The organism is Streptococcus sp. TATVAM-FAB8, assembly GCF_046592795.1.
In the GTDB taxonomy this organism is placed as follows: domain Bacteria; phylum Bacillota; class Bacilli; order Lactobacillales; family Streptococcaceae; genus Streptococcus; species Streptococcus ruminicola.
On record NZ_JAWVPQ010000004.1, the window covers coordinates 113789 to 127326 of the forward strand.

The window sequence follows — 13538 nt, forward strand, 5'->3', positions numbered from 1 at the left end:
AGATGAAGAAAGAAGAACGTTATAATACTTTTTGGAAATATGTGCTCTTGGTTGTGGGATCAATTTTGATTTTGATTCCCTTGCTAGCAACTGTCTTTAGTTCATTTAAGACGACTAAGGATATCATGCAACATTTCTTTGCTTTTCCAAATCCTGTCACTCTAAGCAACTATTCACGCTTATTAGCTGACGGAATTGGACACTATTTCTGGAATTCAACCATTATCACAGTGGTTTCAGTGATTTTGGTAACCTTGTTTATCCCAGCAGCAGCTTATTCAATTGCGCGTAACATGAGTAAAAAACGTGCGTTTAATATCATGTATAGTTTGCTGATTTTGGGGATTTTTGTACCATTCCAAGTTATCATGATTCCAATCACAGTGATGATGAGCCGACTTGGTTTGACAAATATCTGGGGATTGATTATCTTGTACCTCACTTATGCCGTGCCACAAACTTTGTTCTTGTATGTCGGTTATATCAAATTAAGTGTCCCTGACAGTTTAGATGAAGCAGCCGAAATCGACGGTGCTGATAAATTCACAACTTATCGCAAAGTTGTCTTTCCAATGCTAAAACCAATGCATGCAACAACCTTGATTATTAATGCTCTTTGGTTCTGGAATGACTTCATGCTTCCTCTTTTGATGTTGAATAAATCATCTGATTCATGGTCATTGCCACTTTTCCAATATAACTACACAGGACAATACCTCAGCGATTACGGACCAAGTTTCGCTTCATATGTCGTTGGGATTATCACAATTACCATCGTCTACCTCATTTTCCAAAAACATATCATTTCAGGAATGAGCAACGGCGCAGTGAAGTAAGGATACAGAGGGCGTGTAGCGGCACAGTGAAAATTAAACATTAAGAAACAAAGGAATAATTATGACAATACAAAATAAAACGATGCTTATCACTTATTCAGATAGTCTGGGTAAGAATTTAAAAGAGCTAAAGGACAACCTTGAACGCTATTTCGGCGAAGCTGTCGGAGGTATTCACCTTTTGCCATTTTTCCCGTCAACAGGTGACCGTGGTTTTGCTCCTGTCGATTATGATGAGGTTGATTCCGCTTTTGGTGATTGGGATGACGTGAAGGCATTGGGTGAGAAGTACTACCTCATGTTTGATTTCATGATTAATCATATCTCTCGTCAATCAAAATATTATAAAGATTATCAAGAAAAGCATGAGGATAGTGCTTATAAAGATTTATTCCTTAACTGGGATAAATTCTGGCCAGAAAATCGTCCGACCCAAGCTGATATCGATTTGATTTACAAGCGTAAAGACCGCGCACCAAAGCAGGAAATTCACTTTGCGGATGGATCAGTTGAGCATCTTTGGAACACTTTCGGTGAGGAACAAATTGACCTTGATGTGACAAAAGAAGTGACCATGGATTTCATTCGAAAGACTATCAAACATTTAGCAGAAAATGGTTGTGATCTCATTCGTTTAGATGCTTTTGCTTATGCGGTTAAGAAATTGGATACTAATGATTTCTTTGTAGAACCGGATATCTGGGGTTTGCTAGATAAAGTACGTAGCATTGCAGCTGATACAGGGACAGAATTGCTTCCAGAAATTCATGAGCATTATTCGATTCAATTTAAGATTGCGGAGCATGATTACTATGTTTATGATTTTGCCCTTCCGATGGTGACGCTTTATAGTTTATACAGCGGAAAAGTTGAACGCTTGGCAAAATGGTTGAAAATGTCTCCAATGAAACAATTTACAACACTGGATACGCACGACGGGATTGGTGTGGTTGATGTCAAAGATATTTTGAGTGATGAAGAAATTGATTATACTTCAAATGAGCTCTATAAAGTTGGTGCTAATGTGAAACGTAAATATTCATCAGCAGAGTACAACAATCTTGATATTTATCAAATCAATTCGACCTACTATTCAGCGCTTGGTGATGATGACAAGAAATATTTCCTTGCTCGCTTGATTCAGGCTTTCGCTCCAGGTATTCCACAGGTCTATTATGTCGGATTTTTAGCAGGTAAAAATGATCTAGAGTTGTTAGAAAAAACAAAAGAAGGTCGCAATATTAATCGTCATTATTATACGAGTGAAGAAATTGCAGAAGAAGTCAAACGTCCGGTTGTTCAAGCTTTGCTAAAACTATTTACTTTCCGAAATCAATCTGCGGCTTTTGAACTTGATGGGAGCATTGATGTTGAAGTTTTAGATGAAAATACATTGGTCATTACCCGTCGAAATCAAGGTAGTAGTGTTGTAGCAGAAGCTAAAATTAATCTCAAGGAGTTGACTTATACGGTGACCGAAAACGGTCGAGAACTGATATTTTAAAATTCATCCGTAAAAAGGTTCTCAAAATTATTTGGGAATCTTTTTTGTGTGAAAGATTGGAAAAAGTTTTAGTGCAAACGATTGCATAATTTAAAATAAAAAGCTAAAATAGAGTCAAAGAATTGTAAGAAAAGAGGTGCTCTATGGAAAAGCATTGGTGGCATAAGGCAACAATTTATCAGATTTACCCAAAATCATTTATGGATTCAAATGGTGATGGAATTGGTGACTTGCAAGGGATTATCAGTAAGCTGGATTATCTTAAAAAGCTTGGGATTACAGCGATTTGGCTCTCACCGGTTTATCAGTCTCCTATGGATGATAATGGCTACGATATTTCAGATTATGAGGCGATTGCTGATATTTTCGGGGATATGACTGATATGGAAGAATTGCTAGAAGAAGCTAAAGCGCGTGGCATTCGTATCATTATGGATTTGGTGGTAAATCATACGTCAGATGAGCACGCGTGGTTTGTTGAAGCGCGTGAAAATCCAGACAGCCAGTATCGAGATTTTTACATTTGGCGTGATAAACCTAATGAGCTCAATTCTATTTTTGGTGGTTCTGCTTGGGAATATGATGCTGCTTCTGGTCAATACTATTTGCACTTTTTTAGTAAAAAACAACCTGACTTGAATTGGGAAAATCAGGTCTTGCGTCAGTCTGTTTACGACATGATGAATCGCTGGATTGATAAAGGAATTTCTGGTTTTCGTATGGATGTGATTGATATGATTGGGAAAATTCCTGATAAACTCATCGCAAACAACGGTCCAAAATTACACGATTACCTCAAAGAAATGCACCAAGAAACCTTGGCTGGAAAAGACTTATTGACGGTTGGTGAAACTTGGGGAGCAACTCCAGAAATCGCTAAACAGTACTCATCACCAGCTGAGGAAGAATTATCCATGGTCTTTCAATTTGAGCACATTGGTCTTCAGCACAAGCCAGATGCCTCAAAATGGGAGTACGAAGAAGAACTAAACGTTCCTGCTCTCAAAGCTATTTTTAACAAATGGCAGACAGAACTTGAACTTGGTCAAGGTTGGAATTCCCTTTTCTGGGACAATCATGATTTGCCGCGCGTGCTTTCTATCTGGGGGAACACAGAAACTTATCGTGAAAAATCAGCCAAAGCGCTAGCTATTTCCTTACACTTAATGCGTGGAACGCCTTATATTTATCAAGGTGAAGAAATTGGAATGACTAATTATCCTTTCAAAGATTTAGGAGAAATTGACGATATTGAGTCACTTAATTTTGCTAAAGAAGCTCTTGAAAATGGTAAGACGCCAGAAGGAATCATGGATAGCATTCGCATGATTGGACGTGACAATGCCAGAACCCCAATGCAGTGGGATAGCAGTCAGAATGCTGGCTTTTCAACTGCTGATAAGACTTGGTTGCCAGTCAATCCAAATTACACAGAAATTAATGTACAAGCAGCCCTAGACAATCCGGATTCTATTTTCTACACTTACCAAAAACTCATCAAGCTTCGCAAAGAAAACGATTGGTTGATTGACGCGGATTTTGAACTTTTAGAGACAGCTGATAAAGTGTTTGCTTACCTCAGAAAAACAGCTGACGCCACTTACATCATAGTTGCTAATTTATCAGATCAAGTTCAAGCATTTGAAAGCAACTTTGCTTACCAAGAAACCATCATCAGCAACACCTCAGAATTAACAGACTTTGAAAACCACAAACTCCAACCATGGGACGCCTTTTGCGTGAAAGTAGGGTGAGAATAAAAAAAGTCCGAATATTATTCGGACTTTTTTATTTTGTACTTTCGCGAAGGGTTAATGTGGTTGCTAGTCTTGTCATGGTTGGGACGGTATGACGTTTGATCAGTTGATGATTTAAGATATCTACGGCTGTGCGTCCCATTTCTTCGGTATAAACGGTGATACTTGAAAGAGCAGGAAAGACTTGTTTAGTTAAGGCAGTATCATTGAAAGAAATGAGGCTGACGTGGTCAGGTACGGAAATGTTAGCTTCTTGAAGGGCACGAAGGGCACCAATGGCTAGGGTGTCGTTTGCAACAAAGAAAGCTTGTGGAAGGTCATCACCTAGTTCGGTGATGGCTTTTTTCATCAAAGCATATCCTGAAGGTGCTGAAAAATCACCGACAAAGACATAGTCAGGGTTGTAAAGATTATTTTCGTAAGCGTAGTTTTTAAAAGTACGGAAACGTTGGTCGACAATGAGTTCTTTCTGGTCAGTCGTACGTTCTTCACCAGCAATCATACCGATTTTTGTAAAGCCTTGTTGCATGAAGTAGTCAAGGACTTTAACAACGGCATTATCAAAATCAGTTGTCACACAAGGATGACCAGCATTTAAGGTGTCGCTATCAACGAAGACAAGATTTTTTGAAAGATTTTCGAGGCGGTTAATTTGTTCACTAGAAAATTTACCAATGGCAATAATACCACTGACATTTTCTGAAATGGTTAAAATATCGTTATTAAAGTAACGAACCACATCGTAGCCCAATTCTTGGGCGCGTTTTTCAAGACCGATACGAATGCTGTAATAGTAAAGGTCGTTTAACTCTTCTTGTTCGCTGTACCACTGCACGATAGCGATTTTTTGACGTTCTTGGTTGCTGTTTGTGCTGCGTTTGTGTTTTTCATAACCCAACTCTTCAGCAACGGTTAAAATACGGTGTCTTGTTTCTTCACCAACGGAGAGGGTTTTGTCTTTGTTAAGGACTCGTGAGACGGTCGCTGATGAGACATTTGCTAACTTTGCGATATCTTTTAATGTAGCCATAGGTATCCCTTCTTTCTTAGTATTATTATATCACATTATCAGAAAAAACAAAAATTTTAAGTAAAACTTTAGTAAAAATTATTGACTTAGTTTAACTAGGAGGTTAAAATGAAACCGTAATCATAAAAGAAACAAGAAAAAAGGAGACCCTCATGAATACTAAAGAACTTAACCAAGCTTTTACTAATGTTTTTGGAAGCGACGCAGACGCAACTTTCTTCTCACCAGGTCGTATCAACTTAATCGGTGAACACACTGACTATAATGGTGGTCATGTTTTCCCAGCAGCGATTACGCTTGGAACATACGGTGCCGCTCGTAAACGTGATGATAAGACCCTTCGTTTTTACTCAGCTAACTTTGATGACTTAGGCATTATTGATGTTGATCTTGACAATCTTGTCTACGATAAAAAAGATAGCTGGACAAACTATCCAAAAGGTGTTATCAAATTCTTGAAAGAAGCTGGACACAAGATTGAATCTGGTTTTGAACTTTATGTTAATGGGAATATTCCAAATGGCTCTGGTTTGTCATCATCAGCTTCACTAGAGCTTTTAGTAGGGATTGTCGCTGAAGAATTATTCGACTTAAAATTAGACCGTTTGGATTTGGTAAAAATTGGTAAACAAACTGAAAATGAGTTTATCGGAGTGAACTCAGGAATCATGGACCAATTTGCTATTGGTATGGGAGCTGAAAAGCAAGCCATCTACCTTGATACCAATACTCTAGAATATGACCTTGTTCCACTTGACCTTGGTGACAATGTTATTGTCATCATGAATACGAACAAACGTCGTGAATTGGCTGATTCAAAATACAACGAACGTCGTGCGGAATGTGAAAAAGCTGTAGAAGAACTTAATCAAGTCCTTGATATCAAGACACTTGGTGAATTGGATTTGCAAGCTTTTGATGAATATAGTTACCTTATTAAAGATGAAAATCGTCTCAAACGTGCTCGCCACGCAGTTTGGGAAAATCAACGTACCCTTCAAGCCAAAGAAGCTTTGACAGCAGGTCAGCTTGAAAAATTTGGCCGTTTGGTTAATGCCTCACACGTCTCACTTGAACATGACTACGAAGTAACTGGTATCGAACTTGATACCCTTGCTCACACAGCTTGGCAACAAGAAGGTGTTCTCGGAGCTCGTATGACAGGAGCGGGATTCGGTGGCTGTGGTATTGCCATTGTTGCTAAAGATAAAGTTGATGATTTTACAAAAGCTGTTGGACAAGTTTATACAGAAACTATTGGATATGCACCAGCCTTCTATATCGCTGAAATTGCTGGTGGTTCACGTGTCCTTTCACGAAAATAAAGAATAAAAAGAAGACGATAAAATGATGAAACTTTTAGATACTTTTGTCGCTAAAGTGATTGAAGCTAGCGACTATACTGAAGATGATATGTTTTACTTGCGTAACCGAATCCTTGCCCTTGTGGGCGAGGAAGGTGCAGAGCAAGAGACAAATCAAACAGATTTGATTGCTCTTAAAGAAGAACTGGTTAACCTAGCTGTGAAAAATGGTAAGGTTGGTGACTTAATGGCTGAAAGAGATTGTTTGGGTGCTGAATTGATGAACTTCATCACACCTGTCCCAAGTCAGGTGAATCGCAATTTCTGGGATATGTATGCTCAATCTCCTCAACAAGCTGTCGCAGATTTTTACGAACTCAGCAAACGAAATGACTACATTAAAGTAGCTGCAATCGCCAAAAATATTGCTTTTACGGTGCCATCACAGTATGGCGATATTCAAATTACCATTAATTTATCAAAACCTGAAAAAGATCCCAAGGCCATTGCTGCAGCTAAGTTAGCCAAGGCATCTTCTTACCCAAAATGTCAGTTATGTATGGAAAACGAAGGCTATCAAGGACGCCTTAATCACCCAGCGCGTGCTAATCACCGTATCATTCGCTTGAATCTAGGTGATGAAAAATGGGGCTTCCAATATTCGCCTTACGCTTACTTTAATGAACATTGTATTATTTTAAATACTGAGCATGTTCCGATGGTTATCAGCAAAGATACCTTTGAACAGCTCTTAGATATTGTCGATATTTTCCCAGGTTATTTTGCTGGGTCAAATGCCGACTTGCCAATTGTTGGTGGGTCAATCTTGACTCACAACCACTATCAAGGTGGACGTCATGTCTTTCCTATGGAAATAGCAGAACTAGACAATGAGTTTCATTTCAAAGGCTTTTTAGATGTAACAGCTGGTATTGTGAAATGGCCAATGTCAGTCATTCGCCTTCGCAGCAAAGATAAAGACCGCTTGGTTGAACTCGCTGAAAAAATTCGTTTGGCTTGGCGAGATTATTCTGACGCGAGTGTTGATGTGGTGGCTTATACAGGCGATACGCCACACCACACAGTGACTCCGATTGCGCGCAAACGTGATGGGCAATTTGAACTAGATATCGTTCTTCGCGACAATCACACCACTGCTGAATTTCCTGATGGTGTTTATCATCCACATGCTGATGTACAACACATTAAAAAAGAAAATATTGGACTAATTGAGGTAATGGGCTTAGCTATTTTGCCACCTCGTCTCAAAAATGAACTGCTAGAAGTTGAAAAATATCTTTTGAACCAGTATAATGAAATCGCTGCCTATCATAAGGATTGGGCAGATGAGATAAAAAAACGTTCGGATATCACGACTGATAGCGTACATGATATCGTACAAGAAGAAGTCGGCCGCGTTTTTGTTCGCGTTTTAGAAGATGCAGGTGTTTACAAACGTGATGAAAAAGGAAGAGAAGCCTTTATGCGCTTTGTGAACAGCGTGGGGTTAGAATAGGAGAAAAATAAATGTCAATTTTAGTGCTTGGTGGGGCTGGTTACATCGGCTCTCACATGGTTGATCGTTTAATCGAAAAAGGTGAAGAAAAAGTTGTTGTTGTCGATAGTTTGGTAACAGGCCACCGTGCAGCGGTTCATCCTGATGCAACATTCTATCAAGGCGATCTTGCTGATCAAGATTTCATGCGCAAAGTCTTTACAGAAAATCCAGACATTGATGCTGTGATTCACTTTGCTGCTTATTCATTGGTTGCTGAATCAATGGAAAAACCACTTAAATATTTCGATAACAACACTGCTGGTATGATTAAATTGCTTGAAGTGATGAATGAATTTGGTGTTAAATACATTGTCTTCTCATCAACTGCAGCAACTTATGGTATCCCAGATGAACTTCCAATTAAGGAAACAACACCTCAACGTCCAATCAATCCATACGGTGAAAGCAAACTCATGATGGAAACAATCATGAAATGGTCTGACCAAGCTTACGGCATTAAATTTGTTCCACTTCGTTACTTTAACGTGGCTGGTGCTAAACCAGATGGTTCTATCGGTGAAGATCATGGACCAGAAACACACTTGTTGCCAATTATCTTGCAAGTGGCACAAGGTGTTCGTGAAAAAATCATGATTTTCGGTAATGATTACAACACACCGGATGGTACAAATGTGCGTGACTACGTTCACCCATTTGACTTGGCAGATGCTCATTTACTTGCTGTAAAATATCTTCGCGAAGGTAACCCATCAACAGCCTTTAACCTAGGTTCTTCCACTGGTTTTTCAAACCTTCAAATCCTTGAAGCAGCTCGTAAAGTAACGGGTAAAGAAATTCCTGCAGAACTTGCTGACCGTCGTCCTGGTGACCCAGATACCCTTATTGCGTCATCAGATAAAGCGCGTGAAATTCTTGGTTGGAAACCACAATTTGATGATATTGAAAAAATCATTGCTTCTGCTTGGGCATGGCATTCAAGTCATCCAAACGGATACAATGACCGTTAATAAATGATTATAGTCTGAGGCAACTGCCTCAGGTTTTTTGTGCATCATGAGGATGTGCTAGAAAAAGGAAAAAGATGATGTCAATAATTAAGACACCTTGTTTAGATAAAGAGCAAAAATTACAGGTAGAAGCATTAATCAAAGAAGTTCAGGTTTTTGATGGGACTCACCGCATCCCGTATTTATCGAATAATCTCAATTTTGATCAGGAGATGCCAGCTTTCTTTTTAGCTTATGAGAAGAATCAACTTGTGGGGGTGTTGACAGTCTATGCTGATGAGCCAGACGAGGCAGAACTTGCTATTTTGGTTCACCCAAACTATCGCCGTCTAGGATATGCTAAGCAATTATTTCGTGTTTTCCGTGAAACCATGAAAGAGTATCAGTTGAGTTTTACAGTAATGTCGGAGCAATCTTTCTTAGCAAAACACCCAGATGTACTGGCTAATCTTGGCATGACTTTAGAAGATGATTTTGAGTATTGGCTTAGTCGACAACGAAAAGCCTATTTGCTTGAAAAGCGTGACGATTTGTCGGTCATCAAAGCTAGCAGAGAACACCTTGAAGCGATTGCAGACTTTCAAGCAAAAGCTTTTGAAGATCCTTATGAGGTTGCACTGCGCTATGCCAAAGAAGCTCTAGTTGATGAGACTGAAAAACTTTATATTGTGATGAAAGATGACAAAGTTGTTGCTTCTTGCACGGTGGATTTTAGCACGACTTACAATTACCTTTATGGCTTAGTAGTTGCCGAAGGCTACCGTGGTCAAGGGATTGGGACTTATTTTATGAAAGTGCTTATCAATAGCCTGTTAGCTGAAAATGAGAAGGTCTTTCAAATTGCGGTTGAATCAGATAATTTAGCAGCTAAACGTCTTTATGAAAGTTTAGGTTTTGAAGAACAAACGCAGGTTGTCTACGCTAAGGTGACTGACGCTAGTAAACTTTGGGAGATTTAACGGTCATTTCTTGCGTTGTCAAGGGGAATTTGGTATAGTTGTCATTAAGCTTATATTTATGGAGGATTCTTATGCCAACAGTTATTATGTTGCTCGTTATGGTTGGTTTGATTTGGTTCATGCAACGTTCTCAAAAGAAACAAGCACAAGCCCGTCAAGATCAACTTAAAGCATTGCAAAAAGGTGATGAAATCGTAACAATCGGTGGTCTTTACGGTGTTGTTGATGAAGTTGACACTGCTAACCAAAAAATGGTTTTGGACATCGATGGTGTTTATCTAACATTTGAACTTGGTGCTTTAAAACGTGTTGTTAACAGAGCTGAACAAGAAGTTGTTGAAGCTGCACCTGTTGAAGAAGCAGTCGAAGAACAAGCAGAATCAGCTCAAGATACTGCCGTTGAAAGCGAAGACTAATATATTGAAAGTCGGATGAAAATTCATCTGGCTTTTTTCATGCAAATATTCCCAAAAAGCCACCAATTAAGTAGAGAAAAAATGGCTATTTTATGGTAAAATATTATGATGAGTATGCTTTTAAGGAAATTGTATGTTTAAATTTAATTTTAGAAAAAAGAAAGAGGCTGTAAGCCTTGACAAGATTCCAAATCATATTGGAATTATCATGGATGGAAATGGTCGTTGGGCCAAAAAACGCATGCAACCACGTGTCATGGGACACAAAGCTGGTATGGATGCTTTGCAGGAAGTGACGATTGCTAGCTCAGAACTTGGTGTAAAAGTTTTGACAGTTTATGCTTTCTCAACAGAAAACTGGTCACGACCCGAGGACGAAGTCAAATTCATTATGAACTTACCCGTTGAGTTCTTCGATAAATATGTCCCTGAATTGGACGCTAATAATGTCAAAGTTCAAGTTATTGGTGAGACAAATCGTTTGCCAAAAGCAACTTTTGATGCGATGAAACGTGCTTGCGAACAAACGAAGCACAATTCTGGTCTTATCTTGAATTTTGCGCTTAACTATGGTGGTCGTTCAGAAATTACAGAAGCGGTTAAAAATATTGCCCAAGAAGTGCTTGAAGCAAAAATCAGCCCAGATGATATTACAGAAGATGTGATTTCAAATCATTTGATGACGAATCACTTGCCGTACTTGTATCGTGATCCGGATTTGATTATTCGAACAAGTGGTGAACTTCGTCTTAGTAATTTTCTACCATGGCAATCAGCATATAGTGAATTTTACTTCACACCTGTTTTATGGCCTGATTTCAAAAAAGACGAGTTGATTAAGGCGATTGCTGAATACAATCAACGCCATCGCCGTTTTGGTGGAATCTAGAAAGGAAATATCATGAAACAACGTGTGATTTGGGGGGCGATTGCCCTATTGATTATGCTGCCGTTTCTATTGCATGGAGGCCTACCGTTTCAAGTCTTTGTAGGCTTTTTAGCAATGATTGGTGTGGCAGAAATGTTACGCATGAAACATCTTGAATTTTTCTCAATTGAAGGTGTTTTGTCAATGCTTGGTGCTTTTGTTTTGACAGTGCCTTTGGATAACTACTTTACATCACTACCGATAGATTCTAACTTTGCCGTCTATGGGTTGTTGGTTTTCTTGCTTTTGGCAGGAACAGTTATCAATTGTGATGATTATTCATTCGATGATGTCTCTTATCCGATTGCAGCTAGCCTTTATGTGGGAATTGGTTTCCAAAACTTGGTCAATGCTCGTATGGGTGGCTTAGATAAAGTGCTCTTTGCTTTATTTATCGTATGGGCGACTGATATCGGTGCTTATATGATTGGTCGTCGCTTTGGTCAACGTAAATTGATGCCGAAGGTTTCTCCAAATAAAACTATCGAAGGTAGTCTTGGCGGGATTGCTTGCGCTGTTGTCGTTTCATTTATCTTTATGTTGATTGATAAAGCTGTTTACGCTCCGCACAATCTCTTTGTTATGTTAATTTGCGTTATTTTGTTTAGTATTTTTGGTCAATTCGGTGATTTGGTTGAAAGTGCGATTAAACGTCATTTTGGCGTTAAAGATTCTGGAAAACTGATCCCTGGTCATGGTGGTATCCTAGACCGCTTTGATTCAATGATTTTTGTTTTCCCAATTATGCATCTATTTGGTCTTTTCTAATTGACTTGTTTGGCAGCTGCCACAAACTTTTGGAGTTTGCTTACTAGTGAATGGTTATTAGGATAATAATGTTACTGGTATAGAGAGGAGCAAAATGCTCGGAATTATAACGTTTATTATTGTTTTTGGAATCTTAGTTATTGTCCACGAATTTGGTCACTTATACTTTGCCAAAAAATCAGGCATTCTGGTGAGAGAATTTTCTATCGGGATGGGCCCGAAAATCTTCTCTCATTTTGATAAGGAGGGGACAGCTTATACGTTTCGTATTCTTCCTTTAGGTGGTTATGTCCGTATGGCGGGTTGGGGAGATGATACCACTGAAATTAAGACTGGTACGCCAGCTAGCTTGAGTTTGAACAAAGACGGCTTGGTGACACGTATTAATTTGTCACACAAACAGTTGGATAATACAGCTCTTCCTATGAACGTGACTTCTTATGATTTGGAAGATAAATTAGAAATCACTGGATTGGTTCTAGATGAGCAAAAGACATATAAAGTTCATCACGATGCCACAATCGTTGAAGAAGATGGCACAGAAATTCGCATCGCGCCGCTTGATGTGCAGTATCAAAATGCTACTGTCTGGGGACGTTTGATGACAAACTTTGCTGGTCCGATGAATAATTTTATTCTAGGAACGCTAGCTTTCATCTTACTTGTCTTTATGCAAGGCGGAGTCCCGAATCCCTCGACAAATGCTGTGCGAGTGACTGATGGTGGTGCCATGCAAGCTGCAGGTGTCAAAGACGGTGACAAGGTACTGGCAGTCGGTAATTACAAAGTCTCAAATTGGTCTGACTTGACTGAGGCTGTTGCCAAATCGACAAAGGGCATTTCGAAAGGTGACACCATTCCTGTTACCGTAAAAGACGCTTCTGGAAAAACTAAGACTCTTGATATTAAGCCAGTCAAAAATCATGGCAGCTATCTTATCGGAGTTTCTTCAGCTTTGAAAACAGGCTTTTGGGACAAGATTACTGGTGGCTTCCAAATGTCTTGGCAAAGTGCCATGTTAATTTTGAATGCTTTGAAAGGCATTGTGTCAAACTTCAGCTTGGACAAACTTGGTGGTCCTGTTGCCATGTACCAAGCCTCAAGTCAAGCAGCTTCTTACGGATTGACATCGGTGATTAATTTGCTTGCTGTTTTGTCAATCGACCTTGGAATTGTAAATCTTATTCCAATTCCGGCTTTGGATGGCGGGAAAATCTTGATGAATCTTATCGAGATTGTTCGTCGTAAACCACTCAAACAAGAGACAGAAACTTATGTCACTCTGGTTGGCGTGGTCATCATGATTATCTTGATGGTAGCTGTGACTTGGAATGATATCATGCGAGTTTTCTTCTAACTTACATAAAGACTAATTAATAATTTAGTACATCATATTTTAAAATACACATTTTTTAGAAAGGAATTGATACGGTCTTCCCTAAAAATGCGAATAAGTGAGCTACTTGCCTAAACAACAAGCAGCTTACTTATTTTCGTGATTTGACCGCAA

Annotated in this window: 12 protein-coding genes; 11 read left to right on the top strand and 1 reads right to left on the bottom strand. The window is 39.1% G+C overall.

Features of this window, described 5'->3' with window-relative positions:
* Positions 1 to 2 precede the first annotated feature (2 nt).
* From SFC32_RS03990 to dexB, 3 genes are all read left to right on the top strand, one after another.
* A complete protein-coding gene (locus tag SFC32_RS03990) occupies positions 3 to 836 on the top strand; it encodes a carbohydrate ABC transporter permease (protein WP_039697511.1) in 834 nt (277 codons plus the stop codon).
* 61 nt (positions 837 to 897) lie between these two features.
* Positions 898 to 2340 (top strand): sucrose phosphorylase, encoded by a 1443-nt coding sequence (gene gtfA / locus SFC32_RS03995; protein WP_411049548.1) that lies wholly within the window; start codon positions 898 to 900, stop codon positions 2338 to 2340.
* A 143-nt stretch (positions 2341 to 2483) separates the two neighbouring features.
* The gene (gene dexB, locus SFC32_RS04000) at positions 2484 to 4094 is read left to right on the top strand and encodes a glucan 1,6-alpha-glucosidase DexB (protein ID WP_411049547.1); all 1611 of its coding nucleotides are present in this window, start codon (positions 2484 to 2486) and stop codon (positions 4092 to 4094) included.
* A gap of 34 nt (positions 4095 to 4128) precedes the next feature.
* Here the strand turns inward: dexB and SFC32_RS04005 are convergent, their stop codons facing one another.
* Positions 4129 to 5127 carry a LacI family DNA-binding transcriptional regulator gene (locus SFC32_RS04005; RefSeq protein WP_411049546.1) on the bottom strand — a complete coding sequence of 333 codons (999 nt, stop codon included), beginning with the start codon at positions 5125 to 5127 and terminating at the stop codon, positions 4129 to 4131.
* A 152-nt stretch (positions 5128 to 5279) separates the two neighbouring features.
* Here SFC32_RS04005 and SFC32_RS04010 point away from each other — a divergent pair, with 152 nt between their 5' ends.
* The 8 genes from SFC32_RS04010 to rseP all read left to right on the top strand — a co-directional run bounded on the left by SFC32_RS04010 (position 5280) and on the right by rseP (position 13385).
* Positions 5280 to 6452, top strand: coding sequence for a galactokinase (locus SFC32_RS04010; RefSeq protein ID WP_411049545.1), 1173 nt, complete (start codon positions 5280 to 5282; stop codon positions 6450 to 6452).
* A 22-nt stretch (positions 6453 to 6474) separates the two neighbouring features.
* The gene (gene galT, locus SFC32_RS04015; protein ID WP_411049544.1) at positions 6475 to 7947 is read left to right on the top strand and encodes a UDP-glucose--hexose-1-phosphate uridylyltransferase; all 1473 of its coding nucleotides are present in this window, start codon (positions 6475 to 6477) and stop codon (positions 7945 to 7947) included.
* Between the two features lie 11 nt (positions 7948 to 7958).
* Positions 7959 to 8957: a UDP-glucose 4-epimerase GalE gene (gene galE / locus SFC32_RS04020; RefSeq protein ID WP_074482969.1), complete on the top strand. Its 999-nt coding sequence runs from the start codon at positions 7959 to 7961 to the stop codon at positions 8955 to 8957.
* Positions 8958 to 9034: 77 nt separating this feature from the next.
* Positions 9035 to 9916: a GNAT family N-acetyltransferase gene (locus SFC32_RS04025; protein WP_411049543.1), complete on the top strand. Its 882-nt coding sequence runs from the start codon at positions 9035 to 9037 to the stop codon at positions 9914 to 9916.
* Positions 9917 to 9987: 71 nt separating this feature from the next.
* Entirely contained in the window at positions 9988 to 10332 is a 345-nt protein-coding gene (gene yajC / locus SFC32_RS04030) for a preprotein translocase subunit YajC (RefSeq protein ID WP_039697526.1), read from the top strand.
* Positions 10333 to 10465: 133 nt separating this feature from the next.
* Positions 10466 to 11221 carry an isoprenyl transferase gene (locus SFC32_RS04035; RefSeq protein WP_039697527.1) on the top strand — a complete coding sequence of 252 codons (756 nt, stop codon included), beginning with the start codon at positions 10466 to 10468 and terminating at the stop codon, positions 11219 to 11221.
* A 12-nt stretch (positions 11222 to 11233) separates the two neighbouring features.
* Positions 11234 to 12028 carry a phosphatidate cytidylyltransferase gene (locus SFC32_RS04040; protein ID WP_074564985.1) on the top strand — a complete coding sequence of 265 codons (795 nt, stop codon included), beginning with the start codon at positions 11234 to 11236 and terminating at the stop codon, positions 12026 to 12028.
* 94 nt (positions 12029 to 12122) lie between these two features.
* Positions 12123 to 13385, top strand: a complete 1263-nt coding sequence (gene rseP, locus SFC32_RS04045) for an RIP metalloprotease RseP (protein ID WP_411049542.1) — start codon at positions 12123 to 12125, stop codon at positions 13383 to 13385.
* Positions 13386 to 13538 lie beyond the last annotated feature (153 nt).